Here is a 20353-nt window from a genome sequence, read left to right on the forward strand (position 1 = left end):
CTTCATCAGGCGTCCGGGCTCCACGCCTCGTAGTCGCCGGTCGCGGCGGCACGGCGACCGCCCTTCTCCAGCGCGCCGGCCGGGCGGTAGGCGGCGGGCGTTCCGGTGACGTTCGGCAGCGCCGGCTTCTCCCAGGCGCGGGCGGGCGGCAGCGCCTGATCGGGCACGGCATCCACCGTGTTGTGCAGCCAGCTGTGCCATTCGGGCGGCACCCGGCTGGCGTCGTTGGCGCCGTTGTAGATCACCCAGCGGCGGCGGAAGCCGTTCTGCGCCGTCTTCGCCTCGAAGTAGAGGTTGCCGAGCGAATCCTGGCCCACCCCGCTGCCGTTGCGGCGGCTGAACAGGCTGGTGCCGATGGTCGCGCCATCCCACCACGTGAAGATGCTTTTCAGAAGGCCCATCGCTGCCGCTTAGCCGGGATGGCGGGGGGTGCGCAACCATGCAGAAGCGCGGGGCTTGCGGACGCGCGGCGCCGGGCCGCGCCGGCGATCAGCCGGGCCAGCGCACCACGTCGCCGGCCGCGATGCCCAGCGCCGCCGCTCGGCCGCCCGCAATCTCCAGCACGGCCGCCACCGGCTCGCCCGATTCGACGGTGGCGAGCGACAGCGGCGTGGCGTTGGCGGCGATGCGGGCGATCGTGCCGTCGGCGCGGATGAACACCATGTCGAGCGGGATCAGCGTGTTGCGCATCCAGAAGGCGGCGGGGCGCGGCGGCGAGAAGGGGAAGATCATGCCCGCGTCCGGCGCCAGATGCTTGCGGAACATCAGCCCGCGCGCCTGCTCGGCATCGGTGCGCGCCACCTCCACGCGGAAGGCGCGCGTGCCGCCGGCAGTGCGGATCGTCAGCGGCAGCCGGGTGGCGGGTGATGGCGCGGTGGCGGCGGCGGTGGGCGCATCGGCGGCGGCCGGGATTGCGGCCCAGCCGATCGGCCCGGCGATCAGGCCCAGAGCGACGGCAGTGATGATACGCATGATGGAGATCAATCCTCGAGCGAGACGGCCACGGCCAGCGGCCCCTTGCGGCCTTCGGCGATCCGCGCGCGCAGCGGCTGGTCCGGCATCAGCTCGTCCAGCCCGGCGCGGCGCACCGTCTCCATATGCACGAAGATGTCCTGCCCCGCACCCGGCCGCACGACGAAGCCGTAGCCTTTCAGGCGGTTGAACCACTTCACGACCACCGGCTCGAACGGGCCGGCCGCGTCGATCAGCCCCGATGGATCGACCCGGTCGGCGACGCGGCGGGCGACGGCGTCGGCGTCCGGCCCCGTCGCCATGCTGAGATCGATCGAGAGGATCTCGCGCGCCTGCAGCCCGCGCTCCCGCCGCACCGCCATGCAGAGCACCCGCGCGCCTTCCGGCAGCGTCCGCCGGCCATGATCCCGCAGCACGGAGAAATGGACGAGCACGTCGCCCGCGCCGCCATCGTCCACCAGGAACCCGAAGCCGCGCGTCGCGTCGAACCACTTGATCGCGCCGCACACGCGCTGTGCCGCCTCGGCGGCTGGCGTGGCGCACTCGCCCGGCTCGGCCACGTCGAACCCGGCGCCCTCGAAGAAGCCATGCTCGTGCGACGCCGCCACGGCAGGCAAGTCGGCCCCCTCGTCCTCCATGATCCGGTCACTCTTCATGCAAACCCTACCAATACCCCCAAGGTAAGCATTGTGACGCTAGCACGACGCGCCGGCGAAACGAAGGTGAATTGCGGCAGCTTCCGGCATCAGGACGCCGCATGTTCATGGTTCGGCACCTCGCCGGGGGCGGCCCCCACCAGCTTGCGCGCGATATCGAGCGGGTGGCCGGCGCGCAGCATCGCGGCGAGCGCGCGGCGACGCCCATCCTGATCGGCCGCGACCGCGGCGAAGGGGCCGATGCGGCGGCGCCTGGCGAAGGCGATCGCCGTCTCCCACGCCGCGTCGCCGGCCTGTTCGCGCGCGTCGGCGCCGTCCGCCTCGTCGATCCCGGCCGCGCGCAACGCATCGCCGACGCGGCGCGCGCCATAGCCGCGCCGGCCGAGCGCACCGGCCCGCGCGGCGGCGAACTGACGATCGTCGACATAGCCGAGCCGCACGCATGTCTCGATCAGCGCCTCCACCGGCGCCGGCCCCTCCCCGCCCCAGCCGCGCGCGCGCAGCTTGCGGGCGAGATACGCGCGCAGGCGGGCGCGGGTGGTCGCGTAGCGGCCGACATAGGCCAGCGCCAGGCGCTCCAGCGCGGCCCCGTCCAGCGGCGGCGCGGCGGCCGGCGCCGCGCGATCTGTAGTGGCTCGGGCCATCGGTCATGTTTGTGCCACAGTCACGCCGGATTTAGAACGCGACTTGACGCTTTGGACGGCAGCAAGGATGGGTCCGCCCGGCGCACCCGCCAGGCGAACGCCGTCACACGACGTGAGGCCGATCGATACGGGCCGGACGTGACATGAGGATGAAGGAGTTGCCCGGGTTGCTCGAGAAGGTTTCAGGCACGGCCAGCGCAGGGGCGGCGCCAGCGGAGGCGGCGCCGGTCGCCACGCCGACCGCCGATGCGCTCCCGCGCCGCTTCTCCGATTTCGGCACGCTGGGCGAGGCGCTGGACTATGCCGCGCGCGGATCGCGCGGGCTGAACTTCCACGATGCCCGCGGCACGCTGGCGCGCGCCTATCCCTATGCCGCCCTGCGCCACGACGCGCTGGACTTCGCCTATCGCCTGATCGCGCGCGGCATCGCCCCCGGCGATCGCATCGCGCTGGTGGCGGAGACGGGGGCGGAATTTGCCGCCCTGTTCTTCGGCGCCGTCTATGCCGGCGCGTGGCCGGTGCCGCTGCCGCTCCCCACCTCGTTCGGCGGGCGCGACGCCTATATCGACCAGCTGAAGGTGCAGCTGCGCAGCTGCGAGGCGCGGATGCTGCTCTATCCGGCCGAACTGGCCGGCATGGCGGGCGCCGCCGCCGCCGGCTGTGGCGTCGAGGGGCTGGACTGGGAGACCTTCGCCGAGGCGCCGGCCTGGCCCACGCCGCTGCCGCAGGCGGCACCCGGCGACATCGCCTACCTGCAATATTCCAGCGGATCGACCCGCTTTCCCCACGGGGTCGCGGTGACGCACCACGCGCTGCTCAACAATCTTGCCGCCCACTCGCACGGCATGGCGCTGGTGGATAGCGACCGCTGCGTCTCGTGGCTGCCCTGGTATCACGACATGGGCCTCGTCGGCTGCTTCCTGTCGCCGGTCGCCAACCAGGTCTCGACCGACTATCTGAAGACCGACGATTTCGCCCGCCGCCCGCTCGCCTGGCTAGACATGATCAGCCGCAATCCGGGCACCACGCTCAGCTACTCGCCCACCTTCGGCTACGATATCTGCGCGCGGCGCATGTCCAGCCAGACAAAGGCGTCCGATCGCTTCGATCTCTCGCGCTGGCGGATCGCCGGCAATGGCGCGGACATGATCCGGCCGGACGTGATGCAGTCCTTCGTCGACGCCTTCGCCGAAGCCGGCTTCCAGGCCAGCGCCTTTCTGCCGAGCTACGGCCTGGCCGAGGCCACCCTGGCCGTATCGATCATGCCGCCGGGCGAGGGCATCGTGGTGGAGCTGGTCGAGGAGACCCAGCTCTCCGGCGGGGCGGGTGCCGCCGGGCGGCCGCAACGCTATCGCGCGATCGTCAATTGCGGGCGGCCGGCGCGCGACATGCGGATCGAGATCCGCGAGGAGGACGGCACGCCGCTGCCCGAGCGGGCGATCGGCAAGGTCTGGTGCAGCGGCCCCTCGATCATGCACAGCTATTTCCGCGACGAGGAGGCGACCGCCGCCTGCATGGTGGACGGCTGGCTGGACACCGGCGACATGGGGTATCTGAGCGACGGCTACATCTACATCGTCGGCCGCGCCAAGGACATGATCATCATCAACGGCAAGAATCACTGGCCGCAGGATATCGAGTGGGCGGTGGAGCAGCTGCCCGGCTTCAAGGCCGGCGACATCGCCGCCTTCGCCATCACCACGCCCGGCGGCGAGGAAACGCCGGCCGTGCTGGTGCAGTGCCGCACCTCCGACATGGACGAGCGGTCGCGCCTGCGCGACCAGATCCGCGAGAAGGTCCGCTCGATCACCGGCATGAACTGCGTGGTGGAGCTGGTGCCGCCGCGCACCCTGCCGCGCACGAGTTCCGGCAAGCTGAGCCGCGCCAAGGCCCGCACGCTCTATCTCTCCGGCGAGATCCAGCCCTACGACATCGCCGCCTGAGCTACCGGCGAAATTACTGGATCTCCCCCCAAACTGGTTACTTCTCGCTAAGGACCGGCCGCTAGACCAGCGGGATGAAGCGCCTCCCCGCCACCACGCTCCGCCTGCAGCTCGATTTCCGGACGGTGCTCGGCCTGGTCGATCCGGATCTGCCGAACTGGAAAAAGGTGCGCGCCGCCCAGCTGGCGGAACTGCGGCGGATGCTGCCGATCGCGTGGGCGACCAACGTGTTCAACGGCATCGTGCTGGCATCGGTGCTGGCCGGCAACGTGCCGGCCGGGCAGGTGATCGCCTGGCTGGCCGGCCTCCTGGGCATCGTCGCGCTGGCGTTCAAGGCCGATCGCGCCCGATCGCGCAAGGGCGTCCGCACGGTGGCGGGCGCGCTGATGCGGCCGGTGCTGCGCGCTACCGTCTGCGGCATGCTCTGGGCCGTGGCGCCGGTGCTGTTCGGGGCCGGGGCCGGGCCGGATCAGCAGATCGCCATCTGTCTGGTGCTGGGCGGCATGATCGCCAGCGCGCCGATCACCCTGTCGGCCGTACCGCTGCCGATGATGTGCTTCGTGGCGCCCATCGCCATCGGCCTCACGGTGATGATGGCACGCACGAGCGCGCCGATCCTCGCCGTCCTGCCGGCGGTCTATGCCGCTTCCGTGGCGTTCGGCGGCGTCTTCGCCAACCGTGCCGCGCTGCGCCGTCGCTGGGCGGAGACGGCGCTGGAGGAGGAGGCCGGCCTCGTCAGCCTGCTGCTGCGCGAGTTCGAGGAAGGCGGCGCGGACTGGCTGTGGGAGATCGACGTGCGCAAGCGCCTGGTCGATGTCTCGCCGCGGCTGGCGCAGGCCTTCGGCCTCTCGGTCGATGCGCTGCGTGGCACGCCGCTGATCGGCGCGCTGGCGGAGGGCTGGCTGCCGCACGGCGACGCCCCGACCGAGCTGCGCGCGCTGCTGGACCTGCTGGATGCGCGGCAGAGCTTCAAGGACCATGTCCTGCCCGTCTGGATCGCGGGCGAGCGGCGCTGGTGGCGTCTCTCCGCCGCCCCCAGGTTCGAGGGCGACGGCCGCTTCGGCGGCTTCCGCGGCGTCGGCTCCGACGTGACGGAGCAGCGGCTGAGCCTGGAGCGGATCGACCGCCTCGCCCGCGCCGACGGGTTGACCGAGATCGACAACCGCATGGGCTTTACCGAGCGGCTGCGCGGCGCGATCGAGGCCGCCACCGGCGAGATGCCGTGCGCGCTGATCCTGGTCGATCTCGATCGCTTCAAGGCGGTGAACGACAATTACGGCCACCCGATTGGCGACAGGCTGCTGCGCGCCGTCGCCGGGCGGCTGCGCGGGCTGATCGGCAATGGCGGCGCCTGCGGCCGGCTGGGCGGCGACGAGTTCGCCCTGCTGATCGCCGACGCGCGCGATCTGGAGGCGATCGATAGCCTCTGCCGCCGTATCCAGCGCGCGTTGACCCAGCCGTTCGAGATTGAGGGCCATGTGCTGCAGGTGGGCGCCAGCATCGGCACCGCCCTCTCCCCGCGCGACGGCGGCGGCGTGGAGACGCTGATGCGCAACGCCGATCTGGCGCTCTACCGCGCCAAGCGCGGCGGGCGGGGCATGCACCAGCATTTCGTGCCCGCCCTGCTCGACCGCGCCGAGCGTCGCCTGGCACTGGAGCGGGATCTGCGCGCCGCGCTGGAGCGGGACGAGCTGTCCCTCGTCTACCAGCCGGTGGTGGCGATCGCCGACAACAGCCTCACCGGGTTCGAGGCGCTGCTGCGCTGGCACCATCCCGATCATGGCGACGTGGCGCCCAGCGAGTTCGTGCCGATCGCCGGCGCCGCGCGGCTGATGGGGCCGATCGGCGAGTGGGTGCTGCATACCGCCTGCCGGCAGGCGGCGCACTGGCCGGATCACGTCCACGTCTCGATCAACCTGTCCGCCGGCCAGGTGCTGGATGCGCGGCTGCCGATGGCGGTGCGGGCGGCGCTGGCGCTGTCCGGCCTCAGCCCCGCCCGGTTGCAGCTGGAGATCCCCGAATCGGCGCTGCTCGACGGCGGCGACGCGCTGACCGAGGCGATCGACCGCATCCGCGCGACCGGCGTGCGGCTGGCGCTCGACGATTTCGGCACCGGCTTCGGCTGCATCCGGGAGGCGCGCTTCAGCACGGTGAAGATCGCCCGGCCCTATCTTACCGGATCGGACGGGGCGCCCGCCAACGTGGCGCTCGTGCGCGCGCTCGTCACGATGGCCGATGCGCTGGGCGTGGTGACGACGGCGAAGGGCGCCGAGACCGACGACCAGCAGGCGCTCGCCCTCCAGCTCGGCTGCCGCCAGATGCAGGGCTATGTCTCCGGGCCGCCGCTCTCGGCCGACGCCGCCCGCGCGCTGGCCGAAACGGCCCGGCCGGAGCGGCGCGACGTCGCCTGAGCCGGAACGGGGCCTGCGCGACTGCGGGTGGGAGCCGGGCTCTTGCGTTCACGGCGGCCCGCCGCTATGTGCGCCGCTCCCCGGACTCCGGAGGAGTGTAGCTCAGTTGGTAGAGCATCGGTCTCCAAAACCGAGGGCCGTGGGTTCGAGTCCCTCCACTCCTGCCATCGGTCGATGGGGAAGTTAACGAGGTCGCGGCGGCCCACAACGGTTGCCGGCGGCCTCGTTGTTGCTGTTCGGAAGGGCGAGAGTGGCGAAGACGTCTCCCAGTGAGTTCATCAGGCAGGTCCAGGCCGAGCGGAAGAAGATCGTCTGGCCGACTCGCCGCGAGACGGTGACGACCGCGATCATGGTCGTGCTGATGACGACGCTGCTGGGCGTGTTCTTCTTCGGCGTGGACACGATCTTCAAGCAGATCGTCGCCGCCCTGCTCTCGCTCGTCGCCTAAGGTCGGGATATCGTCATGTCGCGCTGGTACATCATCCACGCTTATTCGGGCTTCGAGAACAAGGTGAAGGAGGCGATCCTCGCCGACGCCACCCGCCTCGGCCTGGAGCAGCTCGTCGAGGCGGTGGAGGTGCCGACCGAGAAGGTGACGGAGGTTCGCCGCGGCAAGAAGATCACGTCCGACAAGAAGTTCTTCCCCGGCTACGTGCTCGCTAAGCTCTCGATGAACGACGACGTCTACCACCTCGTCAAGAACACGCCGAAGGTGACGGGCTTCCTCGGCTCGTCCGGCAAGCCGCAGGCGATCAGCGAGGCGGAAGCCGCGCGCATCCTCTCCACCAAGGAGGAAGCCGCCACCGCCGCGCCGAAGACCAAGATCAAGGTGGATTTCGAGATCGGCGATCAGGTGAAGGTGCTGGACGGCCCGTTCGCCAGCTTCAACGGCCTGGTCGAGGAACTCGATTTCGATCGCAGCCGCGTGAAGGTGTCCGTCTCGATCTTCGGCCGCGCCACCCCGGTGGAACTGGAGTTCGAGCAGGTGGAGCGGGCGAAATAAGGTTTCGGCCGGAAGGCCGGATGATCCGCGGGAGGCAGGCCTCGGTCCGCCGCATGCACCGCTAAGCCATAGGAGCAGAGCATGGCGAAGAAGATTACGGGTTACATCAAGTTGCAGGTGCCGGCCGGCAAGGCCAATCCGTCGCCGCCGATCGGCCCGGCGCTGGGCCAGCGCGGCGTGAACATCATGGAGTTCTGCAAGGCGTTCAACGCCTCGACGGGCGATCAGGAGGTCGGCACGCCGCTGCCCACCGTCATCACCGTCTATGCCGACCGCTCCTTCTCGTTCGAGACGAAGACGCCGCCGGCGACGTACCTCATCAAGAAGGCCGCGAACCTGAAGTCGGGCTCCAAGGAGCCGGGCAAGGTTTCCGCCGGGCAGATCAGGCGCTCGCAGCTGTCCGAGATCGCGACCGCCAAGATGAAGGATCTCAACGCCAACGACATCGACGCGGCGACCCGCATCATCGAAGGCTCGGCCCGCGCGATGGGCCTCGAAGTGGTGGAGGGCTGATCCATGGCCAAGCAGAGCAAGAAGGCGAAGGCTTTCGCCGCCGCGATCGATCCGCTGAAGCTGCACGGCGTCGATGAGGCCATCGCGCTCGCCAAGAGCAACGCGACCGCCAAGTTCGACGAGACCATCGAGGTCGCGGTGAACCTGGGCGTCGATCCGCGCCATGCCGACCAGATGGTACGCGGCGTGGTGACGCTGCCCAAGGGCACCGGCAAGGACGTGCGCGTCGGCGTGTTCGCCCGCGGCGCGAAGGCCGACGAGGCACGTGCCGCCGGCGCCGAGGTGGTCGGCGCCGAGGATCTGCTGGAGCAGGTTCAGGGCGGCACGATCGATTTCGATCGCTGCATCGCCACGCCGGACATGATGGGTCTGGTCGGCCGCCTGGGCAAGGTGCTCGGCCCCAAGGGGCTGATGCCCAACCCGAAGCTGGGCACCGTGACGGTGAACGTCGGCGAGGCGGTGCGCGCGGCCAAGGGCGGCCAGGTGGAGTATCGCGTCGAGAAGGCGGGCATCATCCACTCGGGCATCGGCAAGGCGTCGTTCCCGGCGGAGGATCTGCGCGCGAATTTCGATGCGCTGCTCGATGCGCTGACCAAGGCCAAGCCGTCGGGCGCCAAGGGCAAATATGTCCGCAAGATCGCCGTCAGCTCCACCATGGGGCCGGGCGTGAAGGTGGACGTGGCGGAACTCGCCACCATCTGATTTCGAAGGAATTGCCGGCGGGGTCCGCCCCGCCGGCATGGTGCCGTCCGAGACTGCGGGTGGGCCTCGGCCCTTAATCTCCCGCATATGACGGGGAAGTGTTTTCCGGGCCTTCCGTGCGATGGAAGCCGGGTCTGTCGGCGGAGCTCTCCGTTGCCGGGCGACCTTACCCCTCGGGCGGGCTGGTGGGCGGCGTATCTCGCCCATCGGCTCAATCGCCCGGTCGGATGTTCCGGCCGGGCATGTAAGGAGTGAGGCAATGGATCGAGCTCAGAAGACCGAGCTGGTGTCCGCGCTGAAGAGCACCTTCTCCGAGACCAGCGTGGTGATCGTCACCCGCAATCTCGGCATGACCGTCGCGCAGTCCACTGCGCTGCGGACGAAGATGCGCGAAGCCGGCGCCAGCTACCGGGTATCGAAGAACAAGCTCGCCCGCATCGCCGCCGAAGGGACGACCTACAGCAGTCTTACCGATCTGCTCGTCGGCCCGACCGCGCTCAGCACGTCGACCGATCCCGTCGCACCTGCCAAGGTGATCGTGGATTTCGCGAAGACCAACGACAAGTTGGAAATCGTCGGCGGCGCGATGGGCGATACGGTGCTCGACGTCGAGGGCGTGAAGGCGCTGGCCACCTTGCCGTCGCTTGACGAACTGCGCGCGAAGATCCTGGGGCTGGTGCAGGCACCGGCGACCAAGATCGTGCAGATCGTGCAGGCGCCGGGCGGGCAGATCGCTCGCGTTCTCGCCGCTTATGCGGCGAAGGACGGGGCGGACGCCGAGGCCGCTTGAATTTCGCTACCCAGTTCAACCCGATGATGGGGCCGCGCGCCCCGAATGGAGACTATCATGGCAGACCTGCAGAAGCTTGTTGACGATCTTTCGGCCCTGACCGTTCTCGAGGCGGCCGACCTCTCGAAGCTGCTCGAGGAAAAGTGGGGCGTTTCGGCCGCCGCCGCGGTCGCGGCCGCCCCGGCCGCCGGCGGTGGCGCCGCCGCCCCGGCGGTGGAAGAGCAGACCGAGTTCGACGTGATCCTCACCGGCGACGGTGGCAAGAAGATCAACGTCATCAAGGAAGTCCGCACGATCACCGGCCTCGGCCTGACCGAAGCCAAGACGCTGGTGGAGTCCGCTCCGAAGGCCGTCAAGGAAGGCGTGAACAAGGACGAGGCCAACAAGCTGAAGGCCCAGCTGGAAGCCGCCGGCGCGACCGTCGAGCTGAAGTAAGCCGCTCCGCTCCGGCGGAGGCGATCGAGGGGCGGTCCGGCGACGGGCCGCCCCTTTTTCGTTCGGCCGCATCGGAGCTCAGCGCGTCGAGCGGTCAGCTCTCCGCCGGCAGCGGGCGTGCCGTAAACTCGCGACGTACCAGTTCTCGGGCCAGCGGAGAGACGCACATCTCGCTGAGCGAGGGCACCTTTGCGCCCGGCTTCAATCGCATGACGATATCGGTGAGGCACGATCTGACGACCAAATTGTCGTGGAGGAATTCCAGCGCGCGTGGAAAGCCGTCGACATCGAAGGATTCCCACAGCGCATGGGCGAACGTCGCGGGATTGTGCCCGCCGAGAGCGGCGAGCGTCCAGGAATTGAACTCCATCGCGATCTCGGGACGCGCCGACTCGATCGTGGCGGCGGCACCCGCGAGCACCTCGGGCTCGTGGCCTTCCACGTCGATCTTGATGAGGTCCGGCGTCAGGCCGCGCTGTGCGGCGAAGCTGTCGAGAGGCAATGCCTGCACCTCCACCGTCTCCGTCGATGGGAGGATGTGCCCGGGGCCGACGACATGCGATCCGGCGGCAAAGGTGGCGGCGTGAAACCGCAATACACCGTGCCGATCCGAGATTGCCGCCTGTACAACCTCCACATTGGCGAAGGGTGCGACGTTCTTCCTGAGATAGGGCAGGATCGCGGGCGACGGTTCGAAGGCGACGATGCGGGCGCGGGGCCGCACGATCGCCATCGCCATGGCGATCACGCCGATATTCGCGCCGACATCGAAGATGACCGCCTCCTCCGGAACCCCGGCGAGCATTGCGACGATCTCGGTCGTGTTGCGCGCAACATCTTCCACCGCGGCGAAGTAACCGTCTGACGGGTCGCCCTCGATCTGCACGGTGCGCCCGGCGAGTTCAACGTCCATGGCCTCCCCCATCTTGTCGGTCGCGACGATCATGACCGATGGCGAAGCTGTCGACCATATCTTCCTGAGCGGATCGCCACCGGGTGCAGGCGGCGCGTCACGCCCCTTCCCTTTCTCCAACAACCTCCCTATATGGCCCATTCGAACAACGGCGTACGCGATGCCTCGACGGCCCGTACGCCGCCTGTCCCGCCTTCCGGGACACGGCCCGTGTTGCGAACGGGGCGGGACGAATGGGAAGGCGGCGGCGGGTCAACCCCAGCGCAGGCAGTGCGGTTCCGATGGCCCGGACCCGCACTTTTTTTCGTGGGAGCGATCCCGCGATCAGGCCGCGAAGCCGCTGCGAGGCGGTCGACATGGACGAGCGCGAGGTAACATAGATGGCGACCCAGGCAGTCACCCCCCAGGCCGCGGGGCTTCTCGGTACCGCGAAGAAGCGCATCCGCAAGGTCTTCGGCAACATCCACGAAGTGGTGCAGATGCCGAACCTGATCGAGGTGCAGCGCGAGAGCTACGAGCTGTTCCTGCGCTCGCGCCCGGAGGACGGCTATGTCTCCGGCCTGGAGAAGACGCTGCGGTCCGTGTTTCCGATCCGCGACTTCGCCGGCACGGCGGAGCTGGATTTCGTGAACTACGAGCTGGAGGCGCCGAAGTACGACATCGACGAGTGCCGCCAGCGGGGCATCACCTATGCCGCGCCGATGCGCGTCACCCTGCGCCTGATCGTGTTCGAGGTGGATGCCGATACCGAGACCCGCTCCGTGCTCGATATCAAGGAGCAGGACGTCTACATGGGCGACATGCCGCTGATGACGGGGAACGGCACGTTCATCGTCAACGGCACGGAGCGCGTGATCGTCAGCCAGATGCACCGCTCGCCGGGCGTGCTGTTCGATCATGATCGCGGCAAGACGCACGCCTCGGGCAAGTATCTGTTCGCCGCCCGCGTGATCCCCTATCGCGGCTCGTGGCTGGATTTCGAGTTCGACGCCAAGGACATCGTCAACGTCCGCATCGATCGCAAGCGCAAGCTGCCCGTCACCACCCTGCTCTACGCGCTGGGCCTGAACGGCGAGGACATCCTCAACCAGTTCTACAAGACGGCCACCTACGTGCGCGGCGAGGGCGGCTGGAAGGTGCCCTTCCTGCCGGAGAACTGGCGCAGCCAGAAGCCGACGTTCGACGTGGTGAACGGCGACAGCGGCGAGGTAGTGTTCGCCGCCGGGCAGAAGATTTCCCCGCGCGCCGCCAACAAGGCCGGCAAGGACGGCCTGACGACCCTGCTGATCCCCACCGAGGAGATCTTCGGCCGCTACAGCGCCTACGACCTGATCGACGAGACCACCGGCCGCATCTGGATCGAGGCCGGCGACGAGGTGACGCCCGAGAATCTCGAGGCGCTGGACCGCGCCGGGATCGAGAAGCTCGACCTGCTCGACATCGACCACATCTCCACCGGCCCGTGGATCCGCAACACGCTGAAGGCCGACAAGGTCGAGGATCGCGATCACGCGCTGTCCGAGATCTACCGCGTCATGCGCCCCGGCGAGCCGCCGACGAAGGAGACGGCCGAGGCGCTGTTCGGCGGCCTGTTCTTCGATCCGGAGCGCTACGATCTCTCGGCCGTGGGCCGGGTGAAGCTGAACATGCGCCTGGACCTGGACGTCGAGGACACCGTCACCACCCTGCGCGCCGAGGATATCCTCGAAGTCGTCAAGACGCTGGTGAACCTGAAGGACGGCAAGGGCGAGATCGACGACATCGACAATCTCGGCAATCGCCGCGTGCGTTCGGTGGGCGAACTGCTGGAGAACCAGTATCGCGTCGGCCTGCTGCGCATGGAGCGCGCGGTGAAGGAGCGGATGTCCTCCGTCGACGTCTCCACCGTGATGCCGAACGATCTCATCAACGCCAAGCCGGCGGTGGCCGCGGTGCGCGAGTTCTTCGGCTCCTCGCAGCTCAGCCAGTTCATGGACCAGACGAACCCGCTCTCCGAAGTGACGCACAAGCGTCGTGTCTCGGCGCTCGGGCCGGGCGGCCTGACGCGCGAGCGCGCGGGCTTCGAGGTGCGCGACGTGCACCCGACCCACTATGGCCGCATCTGCCCGATCGAGACGCCGGAAGGGCCGAACATCGGCCTCATCAACTCGCTCGCCTCGTTCAGCCGGGTGAACAAGTACGGCTTCATCGAGACGCCGTACCGCAAGGTGGTGGACAACAAGGTGACGCAGGACGTCGTCTACCTGTCCGCCATGGAGGAGGCCAAGCACACGATCGCGCAGGCGAACGCGGAGCTGACGGCCGACGGCAGCTTCGTGGAGGAGCTGATCTCCGCCCGCGAGGCCGGCGAGTTCCTGATCGCCCCGCGCGAGCACATCACCTTGATGGACGTGAGCCCGAAGCAGCTCGTCTCCGTCGCCGCGTCGCTGATCCCGTTCCTGGAGAATGACGACGCCAACCGCGCCCTCATGGGCTCGAACATGCAGCGTCAGGCGGTGCCGCTGGTCCGCGCCGAGGCGCCGTTCGTCGGCACCGGCATGGAGGAGACGGTGGCGCGCGACTCCGGCGCCGCGATCGGTGCCCGCCGCGCCGGCATCGTCGATCAGGTGGACGCGGCCCGCATCGTGATCCGCGCCACCGGCGAGGTGGATGCCGGCAAGTCGGGCGTGGACATCTACACGCTGATGAAGTTCCAGCGCTCCAACCAGTCGACCTGCATCAACCAGCGCCCGCTGGTGAAGGTGGGCGACGTGGTGGCCGAGGGCGACATCATCGCCGACGGTCCCTCGACGGAGTTCGGCGAGCTGGCGCTCGGCCGCAACGTGCTCGTCGCGTTCATGCCGTGGAACGGGTATAATTACGAGGACTCCATCCTCATCTCCGAGCGGATCGTGAAGGACGACGTGTTCACGTCGATCCACATCGACGAGTTCGAGGTGATGGCCCGCGACACCAAGCTGGGGCCGGAGGACATCACCCGCGACATCCCGAACGTGGGCGAGGAGGCGCTGCGCAACCTCGACGAGGCCGGCATCGTCTATATCGGCGCCGAGGTGGAGCCGGGCGATATCCTGTGCGGCAAGATCACGCCCAAGGGCGAGAGCCCGATGACGCCGGAGGAGAAGCTGCTCCGCGCCATCTTCGGCGAGAAGGCGTCCGACGTGCGCGACACGTCGCTGCGCCTGCCGCCGGGCGTCGCCGGCACGGTGGTGGACGTGCGCGTGTTCAACCGCCACGGCATCGACAAGGACGAGCGCGCGATGGCGATCGAGCGCGAGGAGATCGATCGCCTGACCAAGGACCGCGAGGACGAGCGCGGCATCCTCAACCGGGCGAGCTACAGCCGCCTGCGCGAGATGCTGATCGGCCAGGTCGCCACCGCCGCGCCCAAGGGCATCCGCAAGGGCACGACGATCGACGAGGAGGTGCTCGGCACCGTCGAGAAGCGCGAATGGTGGAAGTTCGCCGTGCAGGACGACGCCCGCCAGGCCGATCTGGAAGCGGTGAAGGGCCAGTATGACGAGGCGGTCAACGTCATCGTCAAGCGGTTCGAGGATCGCGTCGAGAAGCTGCAGCGCGGCGACGAGCTGCCGCCGGGCGTGCTGAAGATGGTCAAGGTGTTCGTCGCGGTGAAGCGCAAGCTGCAGCCCGGCGACAAGATGGCCGGCCGCCACGGCAACAAGGGCGTCATCAGCCGCATCCTGCCGAACGAGGACATGCCGTTCCTCGCCGACGGGACGCCGGTGGATATCGTGCTGAACCCGCTCGGCGTGCCGAGCCGCATGAACGTGGGCCAGATCTTCGAGACCCATCTGGGCTGGGCCGCGCGCGGCCTCGGCCAGCAGGTCACGGAGGCGCTGGAGGGCTGGCGTGAGGCCAATCCGGACGCGCAGGCCGGCGACATGCCGACGCCCGTCGTGGAGCGGCTGAAGGAGGTGTACGGCGAGGAATATCATGCCGACATCGAGGGCCGCTCCGCCGAGCAGATCGTCGAGATGGCCAAGGTGCTGAAGAACGGCGTGCCGATGGCCACGCCGGTGTTCGACGGCGCGCGCGAGGCGGACGTCGCGGCGATGCTCAAGCGGGCGGGCCTGGACGAGAGCGGCCAGAGCGACCTGTATGACGGCCGCACCGGCGACCGCTTCGATCGCAAGGTGACGGTGGGCTACATCTACATGCTGAAGCTGCACCATCTGGTCGACGACAAGATCCACGCGCGCTCGATCGGGCCGTACAGCCTCGTCACCCAGCAGCCGCTGGGCGGCAAGGCCCAGTTCGGCGGCCAGCGGTTCGGCGAGATGGAGGTCTGGGCGCTCCAGGCCTACGGCGCCGCCTACACCTTGCAGGAGATGCTGACGGTGAAGTCCGACGACGTGGTCGGCCGCACCAAGGTCTACGAGGCGATCGTCAAGGGCGACGACACGTTCGAGGCCGGCATCCCGGAGAGCTTCAACGTGCTCGTCAAGGAAATGCGCTCGCTGGGCCTGAACGTGGAGCTGAACTCGATCGAGCAGCTCGACGAGGACGGCACCGCGATCGCTGCGGAGTAACCGACACCCCCCTCTCCCCTTGCGGGAGAGGTTCGGGGGTGAGGGGTCGCGCGCGTAATTCGCCGCCGCGCCCCTCACCTTCCCAAGCCTGCGGCTTGGGCCCCTTCCTCTCCCGCCAGGGAGAGGAGAAGACGATTTCAGAAAGGTTCGACCCCATGAACGAACTGACCAACTTCGCCAATCCGATCGTCAAGCCGGAGACGTTCGACCAGATCCAGATCGGCATCGCCTCGCCGGAGCGCATCCGCTCGTGGAGCTTCGGCGAGATCAAGAAGCCCGAAACGATCAACTATCGCACGTTCAAGCCCGAGCGTGACGGCCTGTTCTGCGCGCGCATCTTCGGTCCGATCAAGGATTATGAGTGCCTGTGCGGCAAGTATAAGCGCATGAAATACAAGGGCATCGTCTGCGAGAAGTGCGGCGTCGAGGTGACGGTCTCGAAGGTCCGCCGCGAGCGGATGGGCCATATCGAGCTGGCCGCGCCAGTCGCCCACATCTGGTTCCTGAAGTCGCTGCCGAGCCGCATCGGCCTGCTGCTCGACATGCAGCTGAAGCAGCTGGAGCGGGTGCTCTACTTCGAAGCCTATATCGTGATCGAGCCGGGCCTGACCGCGCTGGAGAAGTTCCAGCTGCTCACCGAGGACGAGCTGCTCTCCGCCCAGGACGAATATGGCGAGGACGCCTTCTCCGCCGGCATCGGCGCGGAAGCGGTGCGCCGCATGCTGGAGGAACTGGACCTCGAGGGCGAGAAGGCGGATCTGCTCAAGGAGCTGGCCGAGACCAAGTCCGAGCTGAAGCCGAAGAAGATCATCAAGCGGCTGAAGGTCGTCGAGAGCTTCCTCGAATCCGGCAACCGGCCGGAGTGGATGATCCTGGAGGTCGTGCCGGTCATCCCGCCGGAACTGCGCCCGCTGGTGCCGCTGGACGGCGGCCGCTTCGCGACGTCGGACCTCAACGATCTCTATCGCCGGGTCATCAACCGCAACAACCGCCTGAAGCGGCTGATGGAGCTGCGCGCGCCGGACATCATCGTCCGCAACGAGAAGCGGATGCTGCAGGAGTCGGTCGACGCCCTGTTCGACAACGGCCGCCGCGGCCGCACGATCACCGGCGCCAACAAGCGGCCGCTGAAGTCGCTGTCCGACATGCTCAAGGGCAAGCAGGGCCGCTTCCGCCAGAACCTGCTCGGCAAGCGCGTCGACTATTCGGGCCGCTCGGTGATCGTCACCGGGCCGGAGCTGAAGCTGCACCAGTGCGGCCTGCCGAAGAAGATGGCGCTCGAGCTGTTCAAGCCGTTCATCTACGCGCGCCTCGACGCCAAGGGCCTGAGCATGACGCTCAAGCAGGCGAAGAAGTGGGTGGAGAAGGAGCGCAAGGAGGTCTGGGACATCCTGGACGAGGTGATCCGCGAGCATCCGGTGCTGCTGAACCGGGCGCCGACGCTGCACCGCCTCGGCATCCAGGCGTTCGAGCCGGTGCTGATCGAGGGCAAGGCGATCCAGCTGCACCCGCTCGTCTGCTCGGCCTTCAATGCCGACTTCGACGGCGATCAGATGGCCGTCCACGTTCCCCTCTCGCTGGAAGCCCAGCTTGAGGCGCGCGTGCTGATGATGTCGACCAACAACATCCTGTCGCCCGCCAACGGCAAGCCGATCATCGTGCCCTCGCAGGACATGGTGCTGGGCCTCTATTATCTCTCCATGGAGAAGACCAACGAGCCCGGCGAGGGCATGCTGATCTCCGACATGACGGAGGTGCATCAGGCGCTGAACGCCAAGGCGGTGACGCTGCACGCCAAGATCGTCAGCCGCGTGCCGCAGACCGACGAGGACGGCAACACCTACATGAAGCGCGTCGAGACGACGCCCGGCCGCATGCTGCTGGGCGAGACGCTGCCGAAGAGCCACAAGGTGCCGTTCGAGACGATCAACCGCCTGCTCACCAAGAAGGAGATCGGCGACGTCATCGACATCGTCTATCGCCACACCGGCCAGAAGGAGACGGTGCTGTTCGCCGACGCGATCATGTCGCTCGGCTTCCGCCACGCGTTCCAGGCGGGCATTTCGTTCGGCAAGGACGACATGATCATCCCGGACGCCAAGGAGCCGCTGGTCGAGGAGACCCGCACCCTGGTGAAGGACTATGAGCAGCAGTATCAGGACGGCCTGATCACGCAGCAGGAGAAGTACAACAAGGTCGTCGATGCGTGGTCGCGCTGCGGCGATCGCGTCGCCGCCGAGATGATGAAGGAGATCTCGGCCGTCCGCCGCAACGACGACGGCCGCGAGAAGCCGATCAACGCGATCTACATGATGGCCCATTCGGGCGCGCGCGGTTCCGCCGCGCAGATCAAGCAGCTCGCCGGCATGCGCGGCCTGATGGCCAAGCCCTCGGGCGAGATCATCGAGACGCCGATCATCTCGAACTTCAAGGAGGGTCTCACCGTCCTCGAATATTTCAACTCCACCCACGGCGCCCGCAAGGGCCTGGCGGACACGGCGCTGAAGACGGCGAACTCCGGCTACCTCACCCGCCGCCTGGTCGACGTGTCGCAGGATTGCGTCATCGTCGAGATCGATTGCGGCACGGAGCGGTCGCTGGAGATGAAGGCGATCGTGCAGGGCGGCTCGACCATCGCGTCGCTGGGCGAGCGCATCCTCGGCCGCACCACGGCGGAGGACATCGTCGACAGCAAGACGAACGAGGTCGTCATCCCGCAGGGCACCCTGCTGGACGAGGCGATGATCACGCAGATCGAGGCGATCAGCCTCCAGTCGGTCCAGATCCGCAGCCCGCTGGTCTGCGAATCGAAGGGCGGCGTCTGCGCCACCTGCTACGGGCGCGATCTCGCCCGCGGCACGCCGGTGAACATCGGCGAGGCGGTGGGCGTGATCGCCGCGCAGTCGATCGGCGAGCCCGGCACGCAGCTGACGATGCGGACGTTCCACATCGGCGGCGCGGCGCAGCTCAACCAGGTGTCCAACCTGGACGCGGTGGCCGACGGTACGCTCCAGTATCGCGACATCCCGACGATCGTCGATCCGCGCGGCCGGCGCATCACCCTCGCCCGCAACGGCGAGGTCGCGATCGTCGACATGGAAGGCCGCGAGCGATCGACCCACCGCCTGCCCTACGGCGCCACGCTGCTGGCGGCGGACGGCCACATCGTCTCCAAGGGCGATCGCATCGCCGAGTGGGATCCCTCGTTCATGCCCGTCATCACCGAGAAGAAGGGCACCGTCCGCTTCCAGGACATGATCGAGAACCGCACGGTGCGCGAGGAGACGGACGATGCGACCGGCATCTCCCAGCGGGTCATCACCGAGGATCATCTGAAGGCCAAGAAGGACGATTTCCGTCCGCGCATCACCCTGCTCGACGAGAATTCGGGCGAGGCGGGCGTCTCGCGGCTGATCCCGGGCTCGATCGTGGCGGTCGAGGACGGGCAGGCGGTGCAGGCCGGCGAGGTGCTGGCCCGCGTGCCGCGCGAGGCGGCCAAGACGCGCGACATCACGGGCGGCCTGCCGCGCGTGGCGGAGCTGTTCGAGGCGCGCAAGCCCAAGGAGAATGCGATCATCGCCAAGGTCTCGGGCCGGGTCGAGTTCGGCAAGGACTATAAGGCGAAGCGCAAGATCTCGATCCGTCCGGACGACGGCAGCGAGCCGATCGACTATCTGATCCCCAAGTCCAAGGTGATCGACGTTCAGGAAGGCGACTACGTGAAGCGTGGCGACAACCTGATCGGCGGCTCGCCCGATCCGCACGATATTCTCGAGGTGCTCGGCATCGAGCCGCTGGCGGAATATCTCGTGTCGGAGATCCAGGAGGTCTATCGTCTGCAGGGCGTGAAGATCAACGACAAGCATATCGAGACGATCGTCCGCCAGATGCTCCAGAAGGTCGAGATCACCGAGAGCGGGGACACCACCCTGCTGGTCGGCGAGCAGCTCGACCGCGAGGAGATGGACGAGGTGAACGCCAAGATGGCCGAGGAGAACCGGGCGCCGGCGCAGGGCAAGCCGATCCTGCTCGGCATCACCAAGGCGTCGCTGCAGACCCGCAGCTTCATCTCGGCCGCCTCGTTCCAGGAGACGACCCGCGTGCTGACCGAGGCTTCGGTGCAGGGCAAGGTCGACAATCTGAACGGCCTCAAGGAGAATGTCATCGTCGGCCGCCTGATCCCCGCGGGCACCGGCGCCGGCATGAACCGCCTGCGCGTCACCGCCACCAGCCGCGACGCGGCGCTGCGCGCCTCGCAGCGCTCGTTCGCCGCCGCCATCGCCGCGCCGAACTCGGCGGCGGAGGAACATGCGGCCGAGCTGGCGCGGCCGGTGGAGGACGACACCGGCAACGATCCGCTGGGCGAGGTGGTCGGCGAGACGCACGGCAGCGATGCCGATGCCGGCGACTATCTGAACAGCTGATCCGGCCGGCCCGGACGGCATGACGAAGGCGCCGCCGCTCTCGCAAGAGGGCGGCGGCGTTTTCGTGTTTGCGAAGGAGAGACGATGAACAAGGGCTTCTTCGCCCTGTTGCTGCTCGTGGTGCTGCTGCTGCCGATGTATGCCGGCCTGAGGCGCATCCGCAACCTGCCGCGCGACAAGCGACGGAAGGGAGACGAGTGAGCGTCGGCTGATGCATCGAGGCGACAGGTGGACGGCAGCTGGAGCCCGTCAGCGGAGACGGCGCCGTGTGCCGGATCGTCCAATACGGCCGCTATAGCAACAAGGTCGCGCAGGACGCGGGCGCGGCGACGACCTTGCTGCCGGCGGCGCTCGCCTCAGCGGCGGCGGGCCGAAGGACGAGGTCCTCCCCGGCACG

15 protein-coding genes and 1 tRNA gene are annotated in these 20353 nt (G+C 68.3%); 11 read left to right on the plus strand and 5 right to left on the minus strand.

The window, feature by feature from the left end:
• Window positions 1-5: 5 nt before the first annotated feature.
• The 4 genes from GNT64_RS11815 to GNT64_RS11830 form a co-directional block, all read right to left on the minus strand.
• Window positions 6-401 (minus strand): NADH:ubiquinone oxidoreductase subunit NDUFA12, encoded by a 396-nt coding sequence (locus GNT64_RS11815; protein ID WP_156679700.1) that lies wholly within the window; start codon window positions 399-401, stop codon window positions 6-8.
• A gap of 88 nt (window positions 402-489) precedes the next feature.
• The gene (locus GNT64_RS11820; protein WP_156679701.1) at window positions 490-972 is read right to left on the minus strand and encodes a DUF192 domain-containing protein; all 483 of its coding nucleotides are present in this window, start codon (window positions 970-972) and stop codon (window positions 490-492) included.
• An 8-nt stretch (window positions 973-980) separates the two neighbouring features.
• Complete coding sequence (locus GNT64_RS11825) at window positions 981-1628, minus strand: cold shock domain-containing protein (RefSeq protein ID WP_231638971.1); 648 nt, start codon at window positions 1626-1628, stop codon at window positions 981-983.
• Window positions 1629-1717: 89 nt separating this feature from the next.
• The gene (locus GNT64_RS11830) at window positions 1718-2272 is read right to left on the minus strand and encodes a regulatory protein RecX (protein ID WP_156679702.1); all 555 of its coding nucleotides are present in this window, start codon (window positions 2270-2272) and stop codon (window positions 1718-1720) included.
• A 167-nt stretch (window positions 2273-2439) separates the two neighbouring features.
• Here GNT64_RS11830 and GNT64_RS11835 point away from each other — a divergent pair, with 167 nt between their 5' ends.
• The 9 genes from GNT64_RS11835 to rplL all read left to right on the plus strand — a co-directional run bounded on the left by GNT64_RS11835 (window position 2440) and on the right by rplL (window position 10069).
• A complete protein-coding gene (locus tag GNT64_RS11835; protein ID WP_231639534.1) occupies window positions 2440-4215 on the plus strand; it encodes a fatty acyl-AMP ligase in 1776 nt (591 codons plus the stop codon).
• Window positions 4216-4289: 74 nt separating this feature from the next.
• Complete coding sequence (locus GNT64_RS11840) at window positions 4290-6626, plus strand: putative bifunctional diguanylate cyclase/phosphodiesterase (protein ID WP_231638972.1); 2337 nt, start codon at window positions 4290-4292, stop codon at window positions 6624-6626.
• Window positions 6627-6717: 91 nt separating this feature from the next.
• Window positions 6718-6793: transfer RNA gene (locus GNT64_RS11845), tRNA-Trp, on the plus strand.
• Window positions 6794-6876: 83 nt separating this feature from the next.
• Window positions 6877-7074, plus strand: a complete 198-nt coding sequence (secE, locus tag GNT64_RS11850; protein ID WP_156679703.1) for a preprotein translocase subunit SecE — start codon at window positions 6877-6879, stop codon at window positions 7072-7074.
• A 15-nt stretch (window positions 7075-7089) separates the two neighbouring features.
• Window positions 7090-7629, plus strand: coding sequence for a transcription termination/antitermination protein NusG (nusG, locus tag GNT64_RS11855; RefSeq protein WP_156679704.1), 540 nt, complete (start codon window positions 7090-7092; stop codon window positions 7627-7629).
• Between the two features lie 81 nt (window positions 7630-7710).
• A complete protein-coding gene (rplK, locus tag GNT64_RS11860; RefSeq protein ID WP_156679705.1) occupies window positions 7711-8142 on the plus strand; it encodes a 50S ribosomal protein L11 in 432 nt (143 codons plus the stop codon).
• A gap of 3 nt (window positions 8143-8145) precedes the next feature.
• Window positions 8146-8844 carry a 50S ribosomal protein L1 gene (gene rplA / locus GNT64_RS11865; protein ID WP_156679706.1) on the plus strand — a complete coding sequence of 233 codons (699 nt, stop codon included), beginning with the start codon at window positions 8146-8148 and terminating at the stop codon, window positions 8842-8844.
• A gap of 259 nt (window positions 8845-9103) precedes the next feature.
• Window positions 9104-9634, plus strand: coding sequence for a 50S ribosomal protein L10 (gene rplJ, locus GNT64_RS11870; RefSeq protein WP_156679707.1), 531 nt, complete (start codon window positions 9104-9106; stop codon window positions 9632-9634).
• 57 nt (window positions 9635-9691) lie between these two features.
• Entirely contained in the window at window positions 9692-10069 is a 378-nt protein-coding gene (gene rplL / locus GNT64_RS11875) for a 50S ribosomal protein L7/L12 (RefSeq protein WP_156679708.1), read from the plus strand.
• A 94-nt stretch (window positions 10070-10163) separates the two neighbouring features.
• Here the strand turns inward: rplL and GNT64_RS11880 are convergent, their stop codons facing one another.
• A complete protein-coding gene (locus tag GNT64_RS11880) occupies window positions 10164-11015 on the minus strand; it encodes an FkbM family methyltransferase (RefSeq protein WP_197276970.1) in 852 nt (283 codons plus the stop codon).
• Between the two features lie 347 nt (window positions 11016-11362).
• Between GNT64_RS11880 and rpoB the strand changes: the two genes are divergently transcribed.
• Together rpoB and rpoC are read left to right on the plus strand one after the other, a co-directional pair.
• Complete coding sequence (gene rpoB, locus GNT64_RS11885; RefSeq protein ID WP_156679710.1) at window positions 11363-15532, plus strand: DNA-directed RNA polymerase subunit beta; 4170 nt, start codon at window positions 11363-11365, stop codon at window positions 15530-15532.
• Window positions 15533-15687: 155 nt separating this feature from the next.
• A complete protein-coding gene (gene rpoC / locus GNT64_RS11890) occupies window positions 15688-19956 on the plus strand; it encodes a DNA-directed RNA polymerase subunit beta' (RefSeq protein WP_156679711.1) in 4269 nt (1422 codons plus the stop codon).
• Window positions 19957-20353 lie beyond the last annotated feature (397 nt).

Origin of the sequence: Sphingomonas profundi (genome assembly GCF_009739515.1) — a bacterium.
Lineage (GTDB): Bacteria > Pseudomonadota > Alphaproteobacteria > Sphingomonadales > Sphingomonadaceae > Alterirhizorhabdus > Alterirhizorhabdus profundi.